Source organism: Mycobacterium sp. 852002-51057_SCH5723018, from assembly GCF_001667035.1.
GTDB lineage: Bacteria > Actinomycetota > Actinomycetes > Mycobacteriales > Mycobacteriaceae > Mycobacterium.
The window spans coordinates 48267-73424 of sequence record NZ_LZIR01000008.1 but is presented as its reverse complement, the minus strand read 5'-3'; the positions used below and the strand labels follow the sequence as shown (position 1 = coordinate 73424).

Annotated in this window: 19 protein-coding genes; 3 read left to right on the top strand and 16 right to left on the bottom strand. The window is 64.7% G+C overall.

The genetic code is table 11. From position 1 onward, the window contains the following. Positions 1–3: 3 nt before the first annotated feature. A complete protein-coding gene (mddA, locus tag A5764_RS02720; protein WP_067108115.1) occupies positions 4–771 on the bottom strand; it encodes a methanethiol S-methyltransferase in 768 nt (255 codons plus the stop codon). A gap of 235 nt (positions 772–1006) precedes the next feature. On the opposite strand from mddA, the gene A5764_RS02715 reads away from it, so the two are divergent. Then, on the top strand, positions 1007–2746 hold the full coding sequence (locus tag A5764_RS02715) for an ATP-binding cassette domain-containing protein (RefSeq protein WP_082951439.1): 1740 nt from the start codon (positions 1007–1009) through the stop codon (positions 2744–2746). Between the two features lie 124 nt (positions 2747–2870). Here the strand turns inward: A5764_RS02715 and A5764_RS02710 are convergent, their stop codons facing one another. The 6 genes from A5764_RS02710 to A5764_RS02685 form a co-directional block, all read right to left on the bottom strand. After that, positions 2871–3665, bottom strand: a complete 795-nt coding sequence (locus tag A5764_RS02710) for an adenylate/guanylate cyclase domain-containing protein (RefSeq protein WP_067108705.1) — start codon at positions 3663–3665, stop codon at positions 2871–2873. A 194-nt stretch (positions 3666–3859) separates the two neighbouring features. Beyond that, complete coding sequence (locus A5764_RS02705; protein ID WP_067108113.1) at positions 3860–5410, bottom strand: HD domain-containing phosphohydrolase; 1551 nt, start codon at positions 5408–5410, stop codon at positions 3860–3862. 50 nt (positions 5411–5460) lie between these two features. Next, positions 5461–8304: a preprotein translocase subunit SecA gene (gene secA / locus A5764_RS02700; RefSeq protein ID WP_067108112.1), complete on the bottom strand. Its 2844-nt coding sequence runs from the start codon at positions 8302–8304 to the stop codon at positions 5461–5463. Between the two features lie 97 nt (positions 8305–8401). Next, the gene (gene hpf, locus A5764_RS02695; RefSeq protein ID WP_067108110.1) at positions 8402–9109 is read right to left on the bottom strand and encodes a ribosome hibernation-promoting factor, HPF/YfiA family; all 708 of its coding nucleotides are present in this window, start codon (positions 9107–9109) and stop codon (positions 8402–8404) included. A 300-nt stretch (positions 9110–9409) separates the two neighbouring features. Next, on the bottom strand, positions 9410–10042 hold the full coding sequence (locus A5764_RS02690) for a ComF family protein (protein ID WP_067108108.1): 633 nt from the start codon (positions 10040–10042) through the stop codon (positions 9410–9412). 92 nt (positions 10043–10134) lie between these two features. Further along, positions 10135–11340 carry a cytochrome P450 gene (locus A5764_RS02685; RefSeq protein WP_067108106.1) on the bottom strand — a complete coding sequence of 402 codons (1206 nt, stop codon included), beginning with the start codon at positions 11338–11340 and terminating at the stop codon, positions 10135–10137. Positions 11341–11564: 224 nt separating this feature from the next. On the opposite strand from A5764_RS02685, the gene A5764_RS02680 reads away from it, so the two are divergent. Both A5764_RS02680 and A5764_RS02675 read left to right on the top strand, forming a co-directional pair. Further along, a complete protein-coding gene (locus A5764_RS02680; RefSeq protein ID WP_067108104.1) occupies positions 11565–12641 on the top strand; it encodes an LLM class flavin-dependent oxidoreductase in 1077 nt (358 codons plus the stop codon). Between the two features lie 343 nt (positions 12642–12984). Then, positions 12985–13434, top strand: coding sequence for a cupin domain-containing protein (locus A5764_RS02675; RefSeq protein ID WP_067108101.1), 450 nt, complete (start codon positions 12985–12987; stop codon positions 13432–13434). Positions 13435–13904: 470 nt separating this feature from the next. On the opposite strand, the gene A5764_RS02670 is transcribed toward A5764_RS02675, so the two are convergent. The 9 genes from A5764_RS02670 to A5764_RS02630 form a co-directional block, all read right to left on the bottom strand. After that, on the bottom strand, positions 13905–15512 hold the full coding sequence (locus tag A5764_RS02670; protein WP_067108098.1) for a GMC family oxidoreductase: 1608 nt from the start codon (positions 15510–15512) through the stop codon (positions 13905–13907). 39 nt (positions 15513–15551) lie between these two features. Further along, positions 15552–16271: an SDR family NAD(P)-dependent oxidoreductase gene (locus A5764_RS02665; protein ID WP_067108095.1), complete on the bottom strand. Its 720-nt coding sequence runs from the start codon at positions 16269–16271 to the stop codon at positions 15552–15554. A 24-nt stretch (positions 16272–16295) separates the two neighbouring features. After that, positions 16296–17318 (bottom strand): nitronate monooxygenase, encoded by a 1023-nt coding sequence (locus tag A5764_RS02660; RefSeq protein WP_255361000.1) that lies wholly within the window; start codon positions 17316–17318, stop codon positions 16296–16298. Beyond that, complete coding sequence (locus A5764_RS02655) at positions 17311–18012, bottom strand: Crp/Fnr family transcriptional regulator (RefSeq protein WP_067108092.1); 702 nt, start codon at positions 18010–18012, stop codon at positions 17311–17313. Before A5764_RS02655 ends, A5764_RS02660 begins: the two co-directional genes overlap by 8 nt. A gap of 243 nt (positions 18013–18255) precedes the next feature. After that, complete coding sequence (locus A5764_RS02650; protein WP_231989580.1) at positions 18256–19092, bottom strand: class I SAM-dependent methyltransferase; 837 nt, start codon at positions 19090–19092, stop codon at positions 18256–18258. 237 nt (positions 19093–19329) lie between these two features. Beyond that, entirely contained in the window at positions 19330–20175 is an 846-nt protein-coding gene (locus tag A5764_RS02645; RefSeq protein ID WP_231989579.1) for a bifunctional 2-polyprenyl-6-hydroxyphenol methylase/3-demethylubiquinol 3-O-methyltransferase UbiG, read from the bottom strand. A gap of 368 nt (positions 20176–20543) precedes the next feature. Continuing rightward, positions 20544–21542, bottom strand: coding sequence for an AraC family transcriptional regulator (locus tag A5764_RS27105; RefSeq protein ID WP_082951436.1), 999 nt, complete (start codon positions 21540–21542; stop codon positions 20544–20546). After that, a complete protein-coding gene (locus A5764_RS02635; RefSeq protein ID WP_082951461.1) occupies positions 21539–23266 on the bottom strand; it encodes an acyl-CoA dehydrogenase family protein in 1728 nt (575 codons plus the stop codon). The genes A5764_RS27105 and A5764_RS02635 overlap by 4 nt, the downstream gene beginning before the upstream one ends. A 202-nt stretch (positions 23267–23468) precedes the next feature. Beyond that, positions 23469–25100: a long-chain fatty acid--CoA ligase gene (locus tag A5764_RS02630; RefSeq protein WP_067108086.1), complete on the bottom strand. Its 1632-nt coding sequence runs from the start codon at positions 25098–25100 to the stop codon at positions 23469–23471. Between the last annotated feature and the right edge of the window lie 58 nt (positions 25101–25158).

Here is a 25158-nt window from a genome sequence, read left to right as displayed (position 1 = left end):
GTGTTAACCCGAGACTTGGTGCTGGCCCGCCGTTTCGGGCACGTGCCGGCGCGGCAGCGGCAACAGCATCGACACCCTGCGGCGATAATCGCGGTATTGGTTGCCCAGCGCCGCGACGAGGTCGCGCTCCTCGAGCTGCGTGGCAATCAGGATGTATGCCGTCATCCCGGCCGAGAACAGTACGTGTCCGGCCGTCATGACGGGCGACGCCCAGAACGCGATGAGGAACCCGAGCATCAGTGGGTGGCGCACCAGCCGGTAGAGCCACCGCGCATGAAAACCTATGTGCGTGTAGGGCTTTCCGCGCCAGGCCAGGTACACCTGCCGAAGGCCGAACAGGTCGAAGTGGCTGACCATGAACGTCGAGACCAAAGCGATCGCCCAGCCGAGCCAGAACAGCGCCCATAACGCCAGGCGTCCCGCCGGTTGCCGCACGTCCCAAACGACCGCCGGCATCGTTCGCCATTGCCAGTAGAGCAGCACCAGCACGGCACTCGACAGCACCACGTAGGTGCTGCGCTCTATCGACGGCGGCACGAATCGTGTCCACCAACTCTTGAAGCCGGGCCGCGCCATGACGCTGTGCTGGACCCCGAACGCAGCGAGCAGCAACACGTCGACCAGCACCGCCTCGCCGATGGGCGCGGACAGTCCGCGATCGACGGTTCGAGGCACCAAGAAGTTGCCCACGAAACCAACGAGATAGAGGAAGGCGGCGAGGAACAGCAAGTAAGCCGACGCGCCGTAACCGATGATCAAGTAACGCTTCATGGCCTCAGTGTCGACCGCATTCGCGCGCGGGTATATAGGTCATCTGCCTCATCTTTGCGCCACGGTCTCTAGGCAATTTTGACTAGTCCGTTCCCGAGCGCACACCAGCCGGCACCGATGCGGTTCGAAACGCCGATCTTGGCCATTTGAGGCAAACGCCTCATGCGGCCGTGGAAGTGGTGGACCGATGATCGCCTGTGACAAAGCTGTTTCGAGAAAGCACGGAGAAGAGATCATGAGCGAATTGACATGCAACGCACCGGCCGTCGAGCCGCTCGGTGCTCAGCGATCAGACCACCCAGTTGAATCGCCGTGCGGCGCGCGCGTCGATGCAATCGACGTCAGCCGGCGCGTCGGTGGTCGGCAGATCCTCCACAGGCTGTCGCTTTCGGTGGAACCCGGCGAATTGGTCGCCATCGCCGGCGGCAGCGGAGCGGGGAAGACCACCTTGCTGGAGATCCTCGCGGGACTGCAACCGCCGTCCGCCGGAGAGGTTCGGCACGATGGCGTCGTTCGTGGTGCCCGCGGCGGCGCCGACGCGAAAGTCGGCTACGTGCCCCAGGACGACATCATTCACCTCGAGATGCCCCTGCGCCGAACGCTGCGCTACGCGGCGCTGCTACGGCTTCCCGCGGGCACATCCGCGGTCGAAGCGGAGCGGATCGTCGAGGAGACCATGCAGGACCTCGACTTGGCCGACCGGGCCGACGTGCCGGTGCGTGCCTTGTCCGGCGGCCAGCGCAAGCGGGCCAGCATCGCCGTGGAGCTGCTGACCAGGCCGCGGGTCTTCTTCCTGGACGAGCCCACCTCCGGGCTCGATCCCTCGACTGCGGCTGGCGTGATGCGCCTGCTGCGCCGGCTCAGTCAGCGCGGGGTCACCGTCGTTCTCACAACCCACGAGCCCGCCGGCATTGACCAGTGCGACCGGGTCGTCTTCCTGGCCCGCGACGGCCACTTGGCCTTCACCGGCAGTCCGGTCGCGGCGCGGCGCTACTTCGGCGTGGAGACCCTCACAAGGGTGTATGAGCGCCTGGCTACTGAGCACACTCCGCAGATCTGGGCCGAACGATTCGCGGAAAGCCGCGTGCAGGAAAAGGCGCGGCCCGGCTTCACTCGGCACGCTGCCTCGGCCACGCGGTCCGACGTCAAGCGCACGGGCATGGTCCGGCAATGGTGGTTACTCACAAGACGCAACGTTGACGTTCTCTTCCGCAACCGCCTGACGCTGGCGATCCTGCTCGGCTCACCGGTGCTTGTGACGGCGATGATGGCGACACTGTTCAAGCGCGGCGCGTTCGATCCGGGTAGAACGGCCGGCGTCGGTCCGGCCCAGATCGTGTTCTGGATTGCTTTCGATGGCTTCTTCTTCGGGTTGACGTACGGCCTGCTACAGATCGTCGGCGAGATGGCCGTCTTCCGACGTGAACGCGTGGCCGGGCTCAGCGTGGGCGCCTACGTGGCTTCAAAGATAACGGCGCTGCTACCGGTTCTCGCGGCGGTGAGCGCGGTGTTGCTGCTTGTGCTGCGCGCGCTCGGTCGGCTGCCCGCCGCGGGATGCGACGTATACGCCTCGCTGTTCGCGACGCTTGTGATCGAAGCGATCTCGGCACTGGCCCTGGGCCTTTTCGCCTCGGCCGCCGTCTCCAACGCCGCGCAGGCAGCCCTCGCCCTGCCGATGCTGTGCTTTCCTCAGGTGCTGTTCGGTGGGGCCATCGTCCCCGTCGACCAGATGGCCGCGCCCGGGCGCCTGATGAGCGTGGTCCTGTCCAATCGCCACGCCTTCGATGCGCTCGGGCGCGACCTGGACCTCGACCGCTACACCACCACCCTGCCGGCCATGTCCGCGTACCGTGAGACTTTTGCCGGAGGCAACGCCGCCAGCCTCATCGCGCTCGCCTCGTTCGCCGTTGCGCTCACGCTGGCAACCGCGTGGCTGCTGGACCGGCGATCCCGGCCGGGCGCATCCGTGCGATGACGGCCACGCCGGGCCCGCGATCCTCGAAGGTGTCGCGGGCCCCAGCGTCGGCAACCCCAAAGGGGCACATCAGATTTCAAATTCGCAACCATCGCAGCGTGCACGATTTGAGTCGAACGCAGGCTCAGAATTTGTGGACGAAGACGTTGGTCGGCGCTTCCTGTCCCCGCAGGTTCAGCGTGCGCCGCTGCATGTTGGCCGTCATTTCGTCGGCGACCCCACTGGCGACTAACAACTCGCCGCCGGCGGCGCGTCGTTGCATCCGGGCCGCGGCGTTGACCGGGCGACCGAGGGCGGTGAAGTCGACGACCGCCCCGCCAACATTGCCGACATATGCGACGCCCGCGTGCACTGCGACACCGACGTCCAGCCAGGGCCCACCTGGTGTGCCGTAGCCAACCGCGTCGAGCAGATCGACTCCCGCCTCGATGGCTCGTTGACGATACCGGGGGCCGCTGATGCCTCGGACGAAAAACGCCATCACTTCATCACCGATGAGCTTGTCGATCACCGCGTCGTGGCGCAGCAGCGTCTGCGTCGCGGCGCTGTAAAATCGGTTGAGCAGCGCGGCGAAGTCTGTGGCGGCTCGACGGTGCCCGAGCGCAGTAGAGCCGCGAACATCGGCGAACAGCACCGCGATATCGACCTCGGCTCCCCCTCGCGGCAGCGCATCGCAGCATCTCATGCACAAGTTGGGATTCTTACGCGATCGGCGGTAGCCGACAGCGGCAAAGAGCCGGCCCACGGGTCCGCCAAAGGGGTTGTTGCATAGCTTGCAGCGCGGCGCAGAGGGCAGGTAGCGGAAGGCGTGCCGTGCTCTGACCAGGGATGCGTGGCCGTCGGTGAGCACCTTGTCCCACAGCCCCGACGAGGCCCCCGTTTGCCATTCGGACGAGACGGCCGCACGGTCGTCGTTCACGTCGTCACCGCTTTGCAACTTGGGATCCGCGCGATTTCGCAGCGGCAACATCGCCGGTCGTATCCAATCGAAGCCTCCGCCGCGTGAGGCGTGGTTCGGAGAGGGGCGCACGGCTGGTAGGTGCCGCCCAGTGCTAGTCATGCGGCAATGGTCGCCTCGATTTCCCGGTTGCACATGGGGCATCCGCCCCAAAGTCAATTGGGCGCGCTGCCGGTCAGGCCATGCCGCGTCGCGTACAAGCTAGCCCCGATCCGGTTCGAGACCCCGATCTTGGCATAGATGTGCTCAACGTGATTGCGCACGGTCTTCTCGGAAATCCAAAGCGCCGAGGCGATCTCCCGGTTGGATAGCCCCCGTGCGACATGGAGCAACACCTCGGCCTCGCGCCGAGTCAACCCCGCCGGCCTGGCGGCTCTGCGCGACGGCGGGTGGCCCGCGGCCTCCAGCACGACTTCGACCGCGTCGCCGTCGAGACGGCCGCGGGCCGCCTCACTTCGCAGTCGTCTGGCCGCGGCCTCCACGTCCCGTGGATCGCGATATGGTCGCGGTTCCATTGAGCTGCAATAACTTTCGGCAGCGGCGAGTATCCGGTCGCGAACGGACAGGTCATCACCCCGCAGACCGTTCGGATAACCCGACCCGTCGAGTCGTTCATGATGGTTCACCGCGACCTCCCGGACGCCCTTCAGCCCACCGACCCGAGCCAGGATCCTGCCGGTCAAATACGGATGTAGGTTCACCCGCTCGCGTTCGGCGTGGCTTAGTTCACCGGCCTTTTCCCACACCCGGTTGGACACACCGATCCGGCCGAGATCATGAACGTGGCCCGCGCGGCGGAGAACGTTGATCTCGTCCTGCGCCAGCCCTGCACACTTTCCGGCGTTCTCAGCCAGCTCGGCCACGGCGCGGGAATGGCCCAGGGTGAACGGGCATTTCAGGTCCGCAAAGTCGCCCATGGCGCGCAGCAGCCGGTCCAGCTCAGGACCCTCGAGCGCTTCCTCAGGATCCGGCGCCAAGCCCGCGGCGGTCGACCACACGTCCTCGTTGTCGCGCAGCAGGTCGTCGGCGGCCGCGGTGAACACCGCCACGATGTCCGGGTCGAACTGTTTGCCACTGCGGCGGCGAACCTCCGCGATCGCGGCGCTGGCGCCGTACGCGCGGTGGTGCACTTCGGCGATGTCGGCGAGCTGCGCCACCCGCATCGCCACGGGTATCGCGCGGCCGGCGGCGCCGGCCGGAAGGCCGCTGCCGTCCCACCGTTCGTACGCGTAGGGCAGGGCTGCGCAGACGTCCGCGCCCAGGCCGATCTCCTCGGCGAGCAAGGCGGCCGACAGGCAGTGTGACCGCATCAACGCGCCCAGATTCCCGCGGGCGTCCAGGAACAGTTTGGCCGCCAACTGGGCTCGCTTGGGCAACGTCGACCCGCGGCCGAGGTTACCCACGAGGAACCGCCGGAATGGTGCGCCGGACCAGTCGACGAAGTGGCTGTCGTGCCGCACCGCGATGTCGTCGCCGAACCACCGCGCGTACTCGTGGGAATCGGCGTGACACCCGATCCACATCACCAGGCCGGTGTAGAAAACCGTCCCGCGGTCTCGCGCGCTCAGCCCGAGCCGCTCGGCGAGCCGCGCACCCATCACCGCCGATCGCAGCATGTGATCCATCGGCTGCCCGAGCCCAAGGTCGATCGCCAGAGAGAGCGCCGCCAGGACCTCAGTCCGGGACACCGCTCCGCCGAAGGGCATGAACCTCGCCCCTTTCTCGACAGGGTGTGCCCGGCTCGGCCCGCCTGCGGCTAGCGCCGCTTGACCGACTTCGGCGGCTTGGCGCCGCGACCCTGCCGCCGCGCCGCTTCTCGGCGCTCGCGGCGACTGCCGCCGGCGGCCGCGCCGGCCGGAGTCTTTTGCGCGCCACCGCCGTTGCGTTGCACCTCCGCCGAACCGTCCTCGGATGGACCGGAATACGTCAGGGCGGGGGCCTCGTCTTCGATTCCCTTGGCGCGCAACGTGCTTGGGGGAGCCTCGTCACGCGTCGCGGCGGGCGTGCCGTCGGCGCCGTCCTCCGGTGTGGCAGCGCCGGTTCCCAGCTCCGCCAACCCTTCCGGCACCTCGACCGGGGCGACCTGCGGGGCGGGCACCGCCTCCACGGTGACGTTGAACAGGAAGCCGACCGACTCTTCCTTCATGCCGTCGAGCATGGCCGTGAACATGTCGTAGCCCTCGCGCTGGTATTCCACCAGAGGATCGCGCTGCGCCATCGCGCGCAGTCCGATGCCCTCCTTGAGGTAGTCCATCTCGTAGAGGTGCTCGCGCCACTTGCGGTCGATGACGTTGAGCAGCACGTTGCGCTCGAGCTGGCGCATCGCGCCCTCGCCGGCGATTTCCTCGAGCTCGGCTTCCCTTGCGGCATAAGCCCGTTCGGCGTCTTTGAGCAGCTCGTCGAGCAGCTCTTCGCGGGTGAGGTCGTCGCGGTCGGAATCGGCGTCCGGATGCGTCAGGCTCTCGTGGGTGATCCCGACCGGGTACAGCGTCTTGAGTGCCGTCCACAGTGCGTCCAGGTCCCAATCCTCGGCGTAGCCTTCGCTGGTCGCGCCGTTGACGTAGGCAGTGACGACGTCGCGGACCATGTCCAGCGCCTGATCCTTGAGGTTCTCGCCTTCGAGGATGCGGCGGCGCTCGGCGTAAATCACCTTGCGCTGCTGGTTCATCACCTCGTCGTACTTGAGGACGTTCTTTCTGACCTCGAAGTTCTGCTGTTCGACCTGGGTCTGGGCGCTCTTGATGGCGCGGGTGACCATCTTGTTTTCGATCGGCACGTCGTCGGGCAGGTTCAGCCGGTTGAGCATCGCCTCCAGCGCGGCGCCGTTGAAGCGGCGCATCAGCTCGTCGCTCAGCGACAGGTAGAAGCGCGACTCGCCGGGGTCGCCCTGCCGGCCGGAGCGGCCGCGCAGCTGGTTGTCGATGCGCCGCGACTCGTGGCGTTCGGTACCCAGCACATACAGGCCGCCGGCCTCGATCACCTCGGCGGCCTCCTTGCCGGCCTCCTCCTTGACGATCGGCAGCTCCTCGTGCCATGCCGCCTCGTACTCGTCGGGCGTCTCCACGGGATCCAGCCCGCGCTCGCGCAGCCGCTGGTCGGCGAGGAAGTCGACGTTGCCGCCCAGCACGATGTCGGTGCCGCGGCCGGCCATGTTGGTGGCGACGGTGACGCCGCCGCGGCGGCCGGCCACGGCGATGATGGTCGCCTCCTGCTCGTGGTACTTGGCGTTGAGCACGTTATGGGGGATACGCCGCTTCTGGAACTGCCGGGACAGGTACTCCGAACGCTCGACGCTGGTGGTGCCGATCAGGACCGGCTGGCCCTTCTCGTAGCGCTCTTCGACGTCGTCGACCACCGCGATGTACTTGGCTTCCTCCGTCTTGTAGATGAGGTCGGAGCAGTCGGTGCGGATCATCGGCTTGTTGGTCGGGATGCTGACCACGCCCAGCTTGTAGATCTCGTGCAGCTCGGCCGCCTCGGTCTGGGCGGTACCGGTCATGCCCGCCAGCTTTTCGTAGAGGCGGAAGTAGTTCTGCAGCGTGATGGTGGCCAGGGTCTGGTTTTCGGCCTTGATCTCGACGTGCTCCTTGGCCTCGATGGCCTGGTGCATGCCCTCGTTGTAGCGGCGCCCGTACAGCACGCGGCCGGTGAACTCGTCGACGATGAGCACCTCGCCGTCGCGGACGATGTAGTCCTTGTCGCGGTTGAACAGCTCCTTGGCCTTCAGCGCGTTGTTGAGGTAGCTGACCAGCGGCGAGTTGGCCGCCTCGTAGAGGTTGTCGATGCCAAGCTGGTCCTCGACGAACTCGACGCCCTTTTCGTGCACGCCCACGGTCCGTTTGCGCAGGTCAACCTCGTAGTGGGTGTCCTTTTGCATCAGCGGCGCCAGCCGGGCGAACTCGAGGTACCAGTTGGAGGCGGCGTCGGCGGGACCGGAGATGATCAGCGGGGTGCGGGCCTCGTCGATCAGGATGGAGTCGACCTCGTCGACGATGGCGTAGCTGTGCCCGCGCTGTACCAGGTCGTCGAGCGAGTGCGCCATGTTGTCGCGCAGGTAGTCGAAGCCGAACTCGTTGTTGGTGCCGTAGGTGATGTCGGCGTGGTAGGCGACCCGGCGTTCGTCGGGCGTCATGGTCGCCAGGATCACCCCGACCTGCAGGCCCAGGAAGCGGTGCACCCGGCCCATCCACTCGCTGTCGCGCTTGGCCAGGTAGTCGTTGACGGTGACGATGTGCACGCCCTTGCCCGCCAGCGCGTTGAGGTAGGCGGGCAGCACGCAGGTCAGCGTCTTGCCTTCACCGGTCTTCATCTCGGCGACGTTGCCCAGGTGCAGCGCGGCCGCGCCCATCACCTGCACGTCGAACGGGCGCTGATCCAGCACCCGCCAGGCCGCCTCGCGCGCCACCGCGAACGCTTCGGGCAGCAGCTCGTCGAGGGTTTCCCCCTCTTCCAGCCGTTTCTTGAACTCGTCGGTCTTGGCCCTCAGCTCGGCGTCGGTGAGTTTCTCGACGTCGTCAGCCAACGTGTTGACATAGTCGGCCACCCGCTTGAGGCGTTTGACCATGCGGCCTTCACCAAGGCGCAGCAACTTCGATAGCACAGCTATGTCCCCTGTTGGATGTCGGTCTTCGTAAGTGAGGCGCCATCCATGGTAGGTGACACGTTCGCTGAGCCGGCGAACGTCGGCCCCGGCCCGGTCAGGAGAGGCTGATCAGACCGTAGTCGTAGGCGTGGCGACGGTAGACGACGGAGGGCCGTTCGGTCTGCTTGTCGAAGAACAAGAAGAAGTCGTGCCCGACGAGCTCCATCTCGTAGAGCGCGTCGTCGACCGTCATCGGTTTGGCCTGATGCTCTTTGGTGCGCACCACCCGTCCGGGCACGCGGTCCTTGCCGACTCGGTGCTGGCTGGGGTCGGCGCCGTCGTGTTCGTGCGGCTCCGCGGGCTCTGCGTCGAAGGCCGCCGCCGACAATTCTGCCGGCTGTGGGGCCACCGCCGTCGCGGTGGCCAGAGACACCGGGGTCTTGTCGCCGTAGTGGACCTTGCGGCGGTCCTTGACGCGGCGCAGCCTGCTCTCCAGCTTGTCGACCGCCGACTCGAAGGCGGCGTAGAAGCTGTCGGCGCAGGCCTCCGCCCGGCTCACCGGACCGCGGCCGCGGGCCGTGATTTCCACACGCTGACACGACTTGCGCTGACGCCGGTTGGGGGCGTGTTTGAGCTCGACGTCGAAAAGATAGATGGAGCGGTCGAATCGTTCGAGGCGGGCGAGTTTTTGCGAGACGTAGATGCGGTAGTGATCGGGGACTTCGACGTTGCGGCCTTTGAACACGATTTCGGCGTCGGTCATCGGTTCGGCCGGCGCGCTAACTTCTGCCGGCGGTTGGTCGAGAGTCTGACCGGAATCCACGGTAAGCCTTGACATACGTGACAACTCGTTTCCTTTTCCACGACGCACGCGCTGCGTGCCGGCTTGCTACAACACGCGCCGACGGGGTTTGAGCGGGTTTGAAAGATCACCGCCGCAGGCTGCCCGCCGGTGCAAGGTGCCGAATACCACCCCCTCCGCGTAGGGCGTCACAACCCGGGAAAACGCGACCCGGTGGTCAGGCCAGGAAGTGTCTTAGGTTGATCTCGACGTTAGCTCGTGTTCGCCTTCGGATGCCACCAATTTCGGCCAGCTGTTGCGTGTTCTTCACATGCGCACAGCTCACGCGGCCGCGATCGCCAACACCGCGGCCACCGAGACCCCGGCGGCGCGCAGGGTGCCTACCGACTCGCGCGCCGTCGCTCCCGTGGTGACGATGTCGTCGAAGACCAGCACCTCGGTACGCGGCAACTCACCACGCAGCAGGACCCGGCCGGCGAGGTTGCGCTCGCGAGCCGACGTGCCGAGGCCCACCGAGTCGCGGGCCAGCGCCTTCATCCGCAACACCGGCACGACGGTGACGTCCGGGTGCCCGGCCACCGCGGCCCGGGCCAGCCGGGTGACCGGATCGCCGCCGCGGCGGCCCGCCGCCGAGCGCCGGGTCGGTGCGGGCACGATCGTCAGCGGCGCCTCGACCATCCCCCAGATCAGCAGGCGGTGAACGCCGAGGGCCAGGACGCGGGCCAGCGGCGCGACCAGGTCGCCCCGGCCTCGCTCCTTCAGCGCGAGGATCGCCTGGCGGCGGGCGCCGGCGTAGCGGCCCAGCGCGAACACCGGCGCCTGTGGGTCGATGCGGGGGCTGATCACATGCGGTTCGCCGGGCTTGACCGCCAGCTCCGCGGCGCAGGCGTCACACCAGCGGGTCGACGGCGCCCCGCAGCCGCCGCATTCCAGCGGCAGGATGAGGTCGAGCACGCCTGCCAGTGTGGCGGGCGGGGCCGACATCGGCGGCCGTACGCATCAGGCGTGCAGTATTGCCGAGAGCTGCGCCGGTCGCAGCGAGGGCTTCACTTTGCCCTGGGTTTCGATGGAGTGAAGGCAACCGGCATCGACTCGGGTCCGCTGACAAAATTCGCCGGCCGCAGCAGTACCGCGGCGCCGTCGGCAAGCCGCAGGTCGGGAAGCCGGTCCAGCAGCCGCGCGAGCATCAACGACAGTTCCATACGCGCCAGCTGGTTGCCCAGGCAAAAGTGCGTGCCGAAGCCGAACGCCAGATGATTGTTCGGGTTCCGGTCAACGCGAAAGTTGTCGGGATCGCCGAAGACCGTCTCGTCAAAGTTCGCCGACTCGAAGAGAAGCAGGATCTTTTCGCCTGCGCGCAGCTGGACCCCGTGGAACTCGGCCGCTCTCGTCAGCGTGCGGCACATGTTCTTGATCGGCGACGTCCACCGCAGCATCTCCTCCACCGCCCCGGACAGCAGAGTCGGGTCGTGGCGCAGCCATTCCCATTGGTCGCGGTTGTGCAGCAACTGTTCGACCCCGCCGGACAGGGTGTGCCGGGTGGTCTCGTCACCGCCGATGAGGATCAGCAGCGATTCATAGACGATTTCGTCGTCCGACAACGTCCGTCCGCCGACTTCGGCATTCGCCAGCACACTGAACAGGTCATCCGTGGGTTCCGAACGGCGTTGGGCGACGGCGTCCTTCGCAAATGCCGTGTAGGCGGCGAACGCCTCCATCACCGCCTGCACCGAAGCCTCGTCGTCCGGCGAATTCGGGCCGCCCACCAGCTCTTCGGACCACTTGAGCAGCGTCGCGCGCTGTTCGGGCAACACGCCGAGCATGTCGCCGATGACGGCCATCGGTAGCGGTGCGGCGATATCACGGACGAAGTCGCAACTCCCCGACTCGCACACCGCGTCGATCAGCTCGTCGCACAACCGGAGGATGGGCATCGCCATGTCCCTTACCCGCTTGCCGGTGAATGCCGCGCTGACCAGCCTGCGGCGCAGGAGATGTTCGGGATCGTCCATGTCGATCATGTAGGGCATCCGCGGGTACGCGGGTCGGATGCCCCCCGCATTGGAGAACAGCTGCGGATCGCGTTCGGCGTCGATGACCGCCGGATACGAGGCGGCCGCCGCGAGGCCGTTGCGGTCGCGGAATACCGGATGGTTTTCGCGCATCCGGCGATACGCTTCGCGGGCGCGGCCGTCGGCGTAGAAATGGCCGTCGGTTAAGTCGACCTCGAGTGTGGGTTGCATGGCTCCCATGCGGTTACGCTATGCGTACCAGAGGAACTCGCCTAGCCACCGCACGCGTCGGGGTGGCCTAAAAGCGCTACGCGTTGCGCCGCAACGTCTTCGCGGGGCTCAGCGTAGCGCGCGGCGTGCGCATCTCGGCCGGAGTCGTGCGCGCCGCGGTTAGCTGGTGCGCCGACCGCGCCATACCATCGGGGCCATGGGCGAATGGGCCGTGCCAGAACCGAAGCGAGGCCATGCCTGAACGCGGAATACCATTGCGTCGACTGGGTTTTCTCACCATCGGCAGGTTCGAAAAGGCGGATCCCGGGCCAGGTCACCAAGAGACGCTGCGGATGATCGAGCGCGCAGAGGACCTTGGCTTCGACACGGTCTGGGTGCGCCAGCGACATTTTCAACCCGGCGTTTCCTCGCCGGTGGCCCTGCTGGCAGCCGCCACCCAGCGGACCCGCAGGGTGGAGTTGGGCACCGCGGTGATTCCCCTGGGTTGGGAGAACCCGGTACGGCTGGCCGAGGATTTGGCGACCGTCGACATCTTGTCCGGCGGGCGGCTCAACGCCGGCGTGTCGGTCGGCGTGCCCCTGCTCTACCAACACTTCAAGACCGCACTGTATCCCGAGACCCACGACGTGGAGGATTTCTCGAAGGCACGGGTGGCGCGGCTCGTGGCATGTCTGCGCGGCGATCCGGTGAGCGACTTCGAGGGCGCGACCGGCCAGGACGACTTCTTCCGCCACGTACAGCCCCACTCACCGGGTCTTGCCGGCCGTGTCTGGTATGGCGGAGGCTTGGAGTCCGCAAAGTGGGCCGGGTCCCAGGGGCTTAATTATCTGACCGCGAATCTGGTCAGCAACGAGGGGTGCGAGTCGACTGACTTCGCCACGATCCAGGCGCGGCACATCGACACGTTCCGGACGCATCATCCCAGAGCCGAAACGGCCCGCGTGTCACAGGGCTTGGTCGTGATCCCGACCGATTCCGCCACGCCGGAACAGAATACGAGATACCGCGCCTACGCCCAGGCCCGCTACGCGCGGACCCTGCAGCCGCAGGGTCCGCGCGGCATCGTCGTCTGTCCCGACTACGTCGGGACGTCCGACGAGCTGGCGGACGCGCTGTATGCCCATGCGGCGTTTCGACGCGTCGACGAAGTGGCTTTCGCGCTGCCGTTCAGCTTCGCCGAGGAAGACTATGTCCAGATCATCACCGACATGGCGCAACAATTAGGGCCGAGATTGGGGTGGAGCCCCGCCGGGTCGGGTGAGAGCCGATCGGCTGGCCGCCCTGCGGGGGTTGCTTCGGGCACGAGGTAATTATCCGAGCCAATTCGTGTGCTATGTGCGCAAATTGGGATGCACGGACACCGGTGCACATGGCCGGTCGCGCTAGGCAACCACCGCCTCGATCACGCTCTGCGGTGTGTCCATCTTCCTGACCTCGAGGCGCCGCAGCCCCGCATCGCGGAGCAGCGCGTCGAACTCCGCGAGCGACCGTTCGCCGCCCCCGCGGCGGTCTGGTGCTATCGAGCGGCGCAATCAGGCCAGCAGTCTTCGGGGAATGGCTAGGTCGGTTTGGGTTCACTTCATAGTGTTGACGAGGCGGCGACAGGCTGCACCGGTCGCCGGAAAGCCACCGACTTGGACGGCCGTGCACATAGTGACGAGTGAATTGCCCGACTGGGCTGAATCTCTCAATCTTTCTGCCCATCCCGAAGGCGGCTGGTTCCGGGAGACTTGGCGCAGCGATCTGACCATCAGCCAGGCCGCACTGCCGGCCGAATACGGTGGTCCACGCAGCGCCGGAACGGCGATACTATTCCTGCTGATGCCGGGTGAAGCTTCCGCCTGGCATGCTGTTCTCAGCGCCGAACTTTGGTTCTTCCATCGTGGTAGTCCACTGGTGCTGGATATCGGCTGCGAACCATCCACTGCGGTGACGTATGCGCTGGGCGCCGCCGTCAACGACGGCCAGCAGCCGCAGTTGCTCGTCCCGCCCGGTTATTGGCAGCGCGCCCGCCCCCTGGATGGTGAACCCAGCCTGGTCAGCTGCGTGGTGGTACCCGGATTCGACTTCGCAGACTTCAGGATGACAACGCCACGTCATTAGTTTCACTAACGCGGCAGCTGTGGCCGCACGCATTCACCCGCCCGCGAAGACAGCCTCGCCTCTCTTGCGTCGTAGAACTCGCATAGCTCCATTGTGGTTCCATTGTGGTTCCCCTGAAGCAGTTTTGGATTCAGCAACGCGCAACATGCGGTCGAGCCGGCGACATCAGAAGCGCGGAAAGCCGAACATCATGTCGAACATCTTGCCAACATCAAGACAGCGCGCCAGACCGTATGTTGACACGCAAAACTCCAATCATTCGGTTGAACTGGCCGTTTCTCGACCGACAGCCAAATCACATATCTGGGTACCACGATCTCTAAAAGCATTGCCGTGCAACGTGTTGTGATGGCGTCAATACGGCCGGGATCGACTCGAGCGCGCTGACGAAGGGGCAGGTCACCCCGACGCCCAATCCCGCGAGACGGCTCGGCGCGTCGTGCCTTTCAGGCTGCCGTCACGGACTCCCCTCACGCCGAGACCGCCAGACGGTGCTCCGTCCGGATCTCCTCGGCGGCGCGTTCGCCGATGATCACGCACGGCGCCATGGTGTTTCCGCTGGTGATCCTGGGCATGATGGATCCGTCGGCGACGCGGAGGTTTTCCACGCCGTAGACTTTCAGGCTGCCGTCGACGACGGCGAGTGCATCGCGCCCCATCTTGGCCGTGCCGACTTGGTGCCAGAAGCTGAGTGCGGCGTCACGCAGATAGCTCACGAGGGCCTCGCCCTTCAGGTCGCCGGGCATAACCTCGCGCTCCGTAAATGGGCGCAGCAGCGTGGAGTTGCCTATTTCACGCATATCCTCAACACATTTCACGGCGAGCCTGAGGTCGTCGGGGTGCGACAAGCCGTTGTGCCGCACCCTGACAGGCTCATCGGGATCCGGGCTGGTCAGTTCGACCGCGCCGCGGCTCTTGGGCTGCGTGAGCGCACCGTGCAAAATCCAGCCGGTGTCGGGAAACCCGAATCGGGCTACATTTTCCGGACTGGCGAGCAGCAGCGCGCCTTGGCACGCGAAGAAATCAGGCTGTGCCTTGCCGGCCTGACTCGGCCAGAACAGCATGACATCGCCTGTTTGATGCTGCGGCTCGTCGCCTGGCGATTCCCACACACACGTGAAGGCAAGATGGTCGTGAAGGTTGCGGCCCACTCCGGGAAGATGTTGAGCGACAGGAATATCCAATTGGTGCAACCGTATTTCGTCGCCGACTCCGGAGAGCATCAGGACTTTAGGGGTATGGATCGCGCCCATTGACAGCACGATCTCGACGCCGGCCTGAAATTGGTGCACTTCGCCGCGATAGCGGACTTCGACGCCAGTGGCCTTGTGGCGATTGATCATCACGCGCCGCACCAGCGCATTCGGCAGCACGGTCAGGTTGGGCCGGTCCATGTATGGATATGTGTAGGACCGGAATACCGATTGGCGCTTGCCGTCACGAACCCGGAGGTCCATGATCGCCGCACCGCCTTTACCTTCCATCATCTTTCCGTTGGGATGGTCGAACGGAACGATGTCCAGGCATTTGGCTGCTTCGAGCACGGCCGGCCCAGCAGGGTGAGGATTGCATTTCGGTTGCACGAAAACAGGTCCGCCGCACCCCCGGTATTCGGGATCGGGTACGCCATGCCAATCTTCGATGCGACGGTAGATGTCCAGAACCGACGCGTAGCTCCAGGCGTTATTCCCCGATTCGGCGGCGAAGAAGTCCCAATCAGCCTTGTGGCCACGGGCCCATGCCATAACGTTGATGCTGGAGCCACCACCGAGGACTTTGCCCATGGATAGCGTTAATATTCTGCCGTTGAGATGCTGGTTCGGTTCGGCCCGGAAGGCCCAATCCGTCGTAGCGCCCAAGTTGGTGTGCCAGAGGTTTGCGTCGGTGACACTGGGTAACTCGTCGGCGCCGCCCGCCTCCAGCAACAACACACTGACTGCCGGGTCGTCCGCCAGCCGGCGGGCGACGACAGAGCCGGACGATCCGGCACCGCAGACGATGAAGTCATAGTGGTGCGTCAAATCAGCGGCAAGGCGTCGTTGGTTCGCGCGTACGCGCCGGTCGAAGTCGGTCAGCACCGCTTATCCCTTCGGTAGTTGGAATGTGATTTGTCGCGATCAGTGGCCCGCGTGCTGGCCGCCGTCGATGTGGAGGATTTCGCCTGTGACGAAATGCGCCGTCTCTAGATAGAGCGCCCCGTGCACGATGTCGCTGACGGCACCTATCCGGTTTTGAGGATGCATCCCGGCGTAGGCGGTGGGGGCGTCGACGCCGGCGTGCAAGGGTGTATCGATCACGCCGGGAGATATTGCGTTGACCCGGATTCCGTCTGCGGCATACTCGATGGCCAGCGATTTTGTGACGGAGGCCAGGCCACCTTTGGTGAGTGCGGTCAACGCTGCGGGGATGGCGGCGCAAGGTTGCTCGACCAAGGTGGTGGTGATGTTGATGATGTGGCCGCCAGTGCCTTGCTCGAGCATGCGGGTGATGACGCCCTGAGTGACGTGAAAGAAGCCAAGCACGTTTACCGAGGTAACCCGCGCATAGTCTTCGGGCGTGTACAGCGTGAAAGGCTTGGCAACGAAGATGCCAGCGTTGTTCACAAGCGTGTCGATCCGCCCAAACCGTGCCAGCGCTTCGGAAACGAGGCGATCGGCAGTCGCAGAATCGGCGATATCGCCTGCGACGGTGGCGACTTCCGGGTGAGGAGAGACGGCGATGGCCCGTGAGTTAGCAACAACCCGGTAGCCGTGTTTGCGGTATGCATCAACCAAACCCGCGCCAATTCCCTGTGACGCGCCGGTGATGATCGCGACCTTCTCGTCGCCGAATCGCATTGTCTGTATCCTCCCGCGCCGCACTCAGCCCGCCAGCTCACGAACGATGTCCGCGGCCGGACCCTGCTTCGCGTTTCGAAACGCCGTACCCGCCCACAACGCGGCCCCGTGCGGATCGCCCACCTTCAGCGCTGCCGCCTGCAGGGGGGCCGTCATCATGGCCACTTGGGGGAATCCGAATATTGAGTGACCGTTGTGAAATTCGGTGAATCGGTTGCGCAAGGCGCGGGCGTAGCGTCCGGTAAAGGCCCGCGTCACCACGGTTTCAGTGAATCTTGGGTCGCGCAGCGCCTTGCGATGTACCGGGTTGGTTCCGGCTTCGTCCGCGAGCAAGAAGGCCGTACCGAGCTGGACCGCGGCGGCGCCGGCATGGCGCAGCCGATGCACGTCGGCGCGAGTCCCCAGTCCCCCGGCCGCAACGACAGGACACTCAAAACAAGCGACGAGGCTCGCCACCAGATCATCAAGCGGGTCGACGGGCGGGGCGGCCCGCGGGTCAAACGTCGCTCGATGCCCACCGGCGCCGGGCCCCTGCGCCACCAGAGCATCTGCACCGCAACTGATCGCAATCACCGCTTCGCGGACTGTGGTGACCGTGGTGAGGATCGAGATGCCGACACCAGCGAGGCGGCGACACTGTGCCTGGGTCGGCGAACCGAAGGTGAAAGAGACCATCTCCGGGCGTACATCGCACACGACGTCGAGCTTTGCGGTCCACTCGTCGTCATCATGGCGGGGCTCACCAAGCGCCACGCCGTAATGTTCGGTTTCCGGAGCAAGAGCTGCCGCGAACTCGCCGAGCTGTTGCGTGGTGCAGATTGGGGGTTGAGGCACAAAGAGATTGACGCCGATCGCACCAGCCGTCATTCTGCGCGCCTGGAGGATGGCCTCGGCCAGCTCTTCGGCGGCCAACATGCCCCCAGCGAGAAACCCAAGCCCACCGCTGTTGCTCACCGCAGCGGCCAAAGCGGGCGTCGACGGCCCGCCGGCCATGGGCGCGCTGAGTACCCGCACACCCAGATCGGCCAACTGAAAGCGGTCAAACACAACAAACCTCCGGCAGGCTGATCGGACGTAGCCGGCTCAGGGCTTGCCCGTCGACTATTACGACGCTGTTGCCCTCCAAGCGGATCCAGCCGCGACGCTCGAAGTCGCGAAGCGTGGCGCCGATTGTCTCCGGAGCGACGCCGACGAGAAGCGAAAAGTCGTCCAACGTCAGGTCGTGAACGATACGCACGACCTCGCCGTCGCGCCGCCCGAAGCGCTTCCTCAACAACAACAGCCGGCTCGCGACGCGGCTCGGTGCGTCGCCGTACGCGAAGTCCATCAAGGAGTTTGTCGTGCGCTTCGCCCACCGAGCGAAGAGGCGCAGCACCTGTTCGCTGACCTCAGGATGCTCGGCCATCCACCTGAGGAGTTGGTCACGTCCAATCGGCACGGCAAGGACTTCGGTGAGGGTCGTTACGCTCATTTCTTGTACGCCGGAGTCGAAAAGTGTTATGAAGCCAAATATTTCGGAGGGGCCCAGGATCGTCAGCACGATCTCGCGACCGTCGGGCCGGCTGTATGAGACTTTGACTTTCCCGGAGGCGATCACGTAAACGCGATCACCAAAGTCGCTTTGAGCGCCCACCACGCGCCCGCGCGGGAGTTGCTCGGGTTGCAGCCGCATTGAGAGGGCTGCTACCACGGCGGGGTGGGTCTTGGCGAAGATTCCTGATGCGATCAATGCCTGGTACACATCGCCGCTCTTGGAGGCGTCACAGCGTCTTTCAGGTTGTGAAGGGCGTTGCGGCGCAGTATGTTTGTTGGCCGCGCTGTCGGTACGGGGTAAACGTATTACTTGCAATGGTCCGCCCTCCTGCCGATACTCAGTGAAAGTCCCCACCGCTTCACATGGTTAACGCTAGGCAGCCCAAAGCAAGCCGACTATCCACAGGGCGCGGCCTGCTGGCCAGATCGCGCAGCGAAATCCCTCCTTGCCTCACACCTCGGCCCAGGCACAAATCAGCGGCGGCATTACCAGCATTGCTTCCGCGGCGGCGGCTTCGTTCCGCAAGCGCTGGCCAAGGGTGTTCGGATCGGCCAGTTCGTCCGGGATGACTCCCAGGCGCTCGGCGACAGGAAAGATAATCGACCGCCAGGTTTCGACGACGTAGGCCAAGATATCGGTGTCGTCGGCCCCGCCCAGCGGCGCACCGAGCGCCAGCCGCGGAGCGCCCAGACCGGCGCGCCGAAATTGCGTGTGCAGGCTGGCGCCGAACGCCGGGTCGCAGCCCACACCCTCGAATGTTTTGGCCACAGCGCCTTTCAGCGCCCGCCACAACGGTAAGTCGGGGACGGTGTAGAACCCGGTTAAGTCGCTCTCACAAAACGCGATCCGGCCGCCGGCGCGCACCTGGGCCGCGAGGTGGCGAAGCATTGCGACAGGGTCGGGCAGATGCATGAGTATCAGCCTCCCGATCACGGCGTCTACGGGTTCGTCCATACGTATGTCCTCGATCGCCGCTGTCTCAAAGCGGACGCTTGCCAAGCCTCGATCGGCGGCGCGGCTGCGGGCGACCTGGATGACGTCCGCGGCCCTATCTACCCCCAGTACCGTGCCGTCGGGCCCCACCAGCCGCGCGGCGATGAATGACACGTCGCCGGGGCCGCAGCCCACATCCAGCACCCGCATCCCCGGCGAAAGACCCGCGTGACGCAGTGCGTGCTCGGTGAATGTGTCGTGCAGACGCCCTTGCAGCAGCAGGCGCCGGATCTCGGCGGTGCCGTGCCCGAGTACGTAGGTGCTGTCGGTCGAAGACATTCGATTGGCGTTCATGGCTCATACCCTTCAGGCGGACGGTATGCGGCAAACGCTAACGAGCGCGTCAAGCGCCGCCTAGCCTCGATACGCGAATCTTTGGCCAGGGTGCGCAGCACGCCCTATTCCGGGCTGTTTGCTAGGGGCGTACCGTCAACACTGGCATCAACAACCGGGCAACGCTGGGGTGCCTGGGAGCTGGGAAGGCCGACCCTCGGCCTCACGTCTCGAGCTAAGGCGATGCAGACTAACCGATTACGTCGTGGCGCCGGGTTTGCCGGCTTTCAGGCCGTACATGACGGGAAACCGGGGTGCGCTTTCGGGCATCGCCCACCAACCGTTGTCCGTTCGCTCCATCATTGGCCAGCGCCGCCACGGCAAATGACTTGTCTCGGTGAGGCGTTCGATGGCAAGCCCGGATTGAGCGATGGCGGTGACGACGTCGCCCACGCCGTGTGCCCACTCATAGTGCAGGGTGTCGCCGGCCAGCGGTGGGCCGTCGGTGTAGCTATGGGTGCTGTCGCGTTTCACGGCGCCCCTCCCGCCGAGATAGTCGTAGTGGATCACCAGACCGTCGGGAGCACAGGGCTTCTGGGTAGGGCCGAGCGCATTGAGTAACGGATGAAATTCCGCCAGGTACAGGAAGCCCCCAGGTTTCAGCAGACGGGCTACCCCATGCGCCCACGCATTTAGATCAGGCAAATAGCACAACGCGCCCTTGCCGGTGTAGACGATGTCGAAACGGTCCGTCCCAAGCACTTCGGCCGCGTCGTACACATCGGCCTGCACATATTCGATGGGCAGGGCCGCCTCTCGCGCGACCCGCTGCGCCTCCCGCACGGAGGCGCCCGAGAAGTCCAGCCCGGTGGTGTGTGCGCCCTTGAGCGCGAACGCCATCGTCTCCGCCCCCAGGTGGCATTGCAGATGGACGAGCTCGCGGCCCTCAAGTTGGCCGAGGTCGCGCCACTCGAAGGGAGCAAACCAGCTCATCGGGTCCCGTTCGTGAATACCGTAGAACTCGCTGCTTACATGTATTGGCGTGCGAGCATCCCAATTGCGCTCGTTGGCAGTCATTTTCGCGTGGGTGTCCTCGTCAAACACTACGATTAAGCCCTTCCGGCAGACCCTGATTCAGTGTAATGTGCCTCCGCCGCGATCATTGGTCCCCGCGCCAACCACAATCTAGGACATGTCTCTCCTTGATTGTGGAAGGCCAGCTCGCGAATACACGATTGCCGCGTCTTCCGCGAAGCTGCTGCCGGCTCAGGCGGTCCATCGGCTGGTTGTGCCACCAACTCTAACGAATCGTGGCCGTGCCGCCCAGCCAGCGCACGCGGCGCCTTGGCCATCGCGCGCAGTTGAAACCCCGACCGAAAGCTCGCGCTGCGCCGTTTCGACGTCGGAGGCACATGCCCCGAGCACTGCGCGCCGTCATCCCGATGCGGGAGCGCTATCACCTTCAATATTCCTCATGGCTGACCGAGCTGGGCGCTGCGCTGGAATACAGTGCGCTGCAATGTCTTCAACGGCGGTTCTTGGTAGCGTGCGGCGTGGGCGGCGGCGAACCTGCCGAGATTGGTGAAACCCCAACGGTGTGCAACCAAAGCTACGGTGACGGTTAACGGGTCGGACTCGAGCAAGTCCTGGTGCGCTCGACGCAGTCGGACCTCGCGCAGGTATGCCATCGGTGAGATACCGAGGTGCCGTTGGAAACCTTGCTGCAAGCCACGGACACTTACGTAACTGCGATTGGCGATCGAACTCAAGGTCAACGGCAGACACGCTTCCGCTTCGATGATTTCGACTGCAGACCGGATCGCGCGCGGCGCACTCAGCCGTTCGTCTCTCGTCAGCGCGTCGCGATAGGGATGCTCCGCTGCGAGCAAGAACCCCCGAATCAGGCTATCGACGAAGGGCAAGCCGACCAGCGGATGATGCAGCACGCTGTCGAGTCGGAAAAGCTGTTCTTTGAATAGCACCACCAAGTTGATCCAACTTTGGGTCGACGGCGCATGGGTGGGCATGACGGGTGCGAAGTCGATTTGAGATGTCACCTGCCGACCGAGTGCATCGCTGAGAGCATCTTCGACGACACAACGGTCGAATCTAAGGGTCAACATCCGGGTGCCCGCGGCCCATCTCGACGCGGCGTCACCCTCAGGCGCTAACACGGCGGCTGTACCGGAATCGGCGGATACAACGAAATCTCGATGTATACACTTCGCGTGGCCCGACTGCAGCACAAGCACTCGGTAGGTGTCGCAAAGCTCACCACGCTTGATCGAAGTGTCAGAGCCTGCGATGAGTTCGGACATGGTGACCGGCCCTATGCGAGCCACCCGATGGCTCAGCGCAAACGAATCTGGATCAGTCAACAGCTTGAGCTTGGGCTGCTCACAGCAGATGACGGCAAAGTCGTCGAATGTTTTCGCCTTCGCCCATACACGCGTATCCGAAACATCCATCATGGTTCGCGATCAGGCCACGGCGAAGCAGACTCAACGGCGGGCGACTGCGTCGGCCCGTCCGCGGTTATGGCCATTGCCCGTTGCAGAATCGTCGTCAGATCCAGCTGCGCTGGCAGGGTTCCGAAAGCGCCACCCCAGTCACGTCCCAGCCGAGTGGCAACGAAAGCCTCAGCGACCGAGGAGTTTCCGTGACGCACCAGTAGTGAACCCTGCAGGGCCAGACAGATGTTCTCGTTGAGGACTCGTGACCGGTAGGCGACGAGATCACGATCGAGGACCTGTCGGCGCAGCATCTGGATATGCGCATCTAGCCTGGGGTCAGCTCCTGACGCCGCGGCCAGCTCCTCGAACAGCACCTCCAGACAGCCAGGGACGGCGAGGGCGCGGACAGTGTCCAATGCAGTGACGTTGCCGGACCCCTCCCAAATTCCGGCGAGTGGCGCCTCACGATAGAGGCGCGGCATGCCTGATTCTTCGACATAGCCGTTGCCGCCGAGGCACTCCATCGCCTCGCCGACGTGCTGAGTCGCTCGTTTGCACACCCAATACTTGATTGCCGGCACACCGATACGCTTCAATAGACTGTCGCGCTCGCTGCCCCGGATAGCCCTGTCACTCGCACCGGCCAACCACATCGTGGCGGTGGTGGCAGCCTCAGCCTCCAATGCCAGGTCGGCGAGCACGTTGCGCATCAGCGGCTGTTCGATCAGATTAGCGCCGAAGGCCTTTCGGTGCTGGGAATGATGAATAGCGTGGGTTAGCGCGACCCGCATGAGAGCGGCGCTGCCCAGCGCGACGTCCAATCGACCCATGCCGACCATTTCCATGATGGTGGAAACGCCGCGGCCCTCTTCACCGACCAACCATGCGGTGGCACCGTCATATTCGACTTCGCTGGAAGCGTTGGCATGATTGCCCAGTTTGTCCTTGAGTCGTTGCAGATACATCCGGTTGCGGCCGCCGTCAGGTAACACCCGAGGCAGTAGAAAACAGCTCAGCCCACCTGGTGCCTGGGCCAGCACGAGGAAGATGTCGGACATCGGTGCCGAAGTGAACCACTTATGTCCGATGAGGCTAAAGCTGTTGTCACTGCCCCGGTTTCCTTGGGTGCTACCGGCCCGCAGGTCAGAGCCGCCTTGCTTCTCCGTCATCGACATGCCGGCGGTGATAGCGGTCTTCGCAGAGACGGCATCGGGCCGGGGATCATATGCGCACTTGGTGAGCAAGGGTTCATAAACGGCTGCAAGCTCGGTGTTATGTCGCAGCGCAGGGATGACCGCGTAGGTCATCCAAATGGGGCACAGAATGCCGGGATCGGCGGCCCACACTGACGTCTTGGCGGCCCGCACGACATGGGCGCCGGGCCGGTCGTCGGACCAGGGTGCCGCGTGCAGGCCATTACTGATTGCGAGCTTCATCAGCTGGTGGTAAGCGGGGTCGTACTCGACTTCGTCGATCCGGTGCCCGTACCGGTCGTGCGTGTGCAAGATTGGGCGGTTGCGGTCGGCCAATTCACCCCACCGCAGCGCCTTGCGGCTACCGCAGAGTGCGCCGAATTTGGTGACCTCGTCGAGGCCCCATTCGCCGCCCTCGCGGATCAGTGCCTCCTGAAGTGCGGGATCGAGGGCAAGGTTGTGGCTCTCCAGTGGCGGCACCTGGTTGGTTACGAGGTGAGTCGCGGAAGGCCCCCGAGCGGTAACTAGGGTCGCGGCCGTATTCAGCATGTGCATTCCTCCTTAGGAGTTGATTGATCTACCTGGCGTGTCGTACGCGGATCGAGAGGAGGGTTGGTATCGGCGAACAAGGGTGTGGCCAATTCGTGACGCGGCACCGCACATTGCAGGAGAGCCTGCCAATCAAGCTCGCAGGCAACAGCTCAGAGCGCCGCGTGAGTACGGGCAGCATCTGCAGGGCAATCTCGGCGCACTAGTCATGGCAGATCACGACGTCGAATAGGCGCTGGGCATACCGCGAACGGACGGCTTTCTTATCGAACTTGCCGACGCTCGTGCGCGGGACCTCGCCGACGAACGTCCAACGCTCGGGAAGCTGCCAGCGCGGCACCCGTTCGCTGAGGAAACTACGCAGTTCTGCGGCGGTGACCTCGAAGCCCTTGTTCAAAACGACAGCCGCCAGTGGCCGCTCCTGCCAGCGCGAATCGGCCACGGCTACCACGCAAGCCTCTACGACGGCGGGGTGCGCCATGATGTGGTTCTCCAACTCGACCGACGAGATCCATTCGCCGCCCGACTTGATCACGTCTTTGGCACGATCGGTCAATGTGATGAAACCCCGCGAGTTGATGCTGCCGACGTCGCCTGTTCGTAGCCACCCGTCGTGAGAATGCGATGAATAGTTGTCCGCGAAGTACGATGCGGTGACCCAGTTTCCGCGAACCTCCAATTCGCCCACGGATTCGCCGTCACGAGGTAACACACGGCCGTCGTCGGCCACAATCCGGGTCTCGACGCCACACACTGGCCGGCCCGCGGTATTGCGCAGCTCCCAGTGCTCAGATTCGGCGATGCCGGTCGGCGGCCAAGCCACGGCGGCCAGCGGCGACGTCTCAGTCATCCCCCACGCCTGACGGATCGCCACGCCGTAGTTGTCCTCGAACTCTTTCATCAGGGTGTGCGGAACGGTGGAGCCCCCGCAGATGATGTGGCGCAGCGACGACACGTCGTGGCCGGCGTTACCACGTAGATAGTGTGCGACGTCATTAATGACTGTCGGTACACCGGCGGCGACGGTCACCTTGTGCTGCTCGATCGCGGCGATCAACCGATTAGGTTGGGTGTATCGGTCGGGCATCACAAGGCTGGCCCCCGCCATCATGGCGGCGTGGGGCAGACCCCAGGCGTTGGCGTGGAACATCGGCACGATAGGCAGGACCTGGTCTCCGGCCGCGATCGCCATGGCGTTTGCTGTGCACACCGCCATTGAGTGCAAAACCGTCGACCGGTGGCTATACACGACACCCTTAGGGTCTCCAGTAGTGCCGCTGGTGTAACACATTGCCGCTGGGGATGTTTCGCTCAGTTCTGGCCAATCAAATTCGGTCGGCTGTCCGGCCAGAAGGTCATCGTAGCGAACGATGTTCTTGCGGGCCGGGACTAGAGCGTCCACATCGTCGTCGCCGACCACCACCACCGTATGCACCGTGTCGAGGTGGGCCAGCACATCGGCCAGCAGCGGTATCAGCGAGTGGTTGACGATCACCACCTGGTCCTCGGCCTCGTTGGCGATGTAGGAGATCTGATCTGTGGACAGGCGGATGTTGAGAGTGTGCAACACAGAACCCAGACAGGGCACCGCGTAAAACGCTTCCAGGTGTTCCTGGTTGTTCCACATGAAGGTCGCCACCCGCTGATCGCCGCTGATGCCAAGGGTGCGCAACCCGTGCGCCAATTGAGCCACGCGATGGCCGATCTCCTCGAAAGTGGCCTCGCGATAACCGTCGACGGTTGCGGTGACCACCGTCTGGGCTGCGCACAGCGTGGTGCCGTGCCGAAGTATTTCCGACACCAGCAGTGGCGATTCGCGCATCGTGCTCTTCATGACCTACTGCATCTCCCCTTGCGGCTGAACCGGATTCGCGCATACGACGAATGCCGCC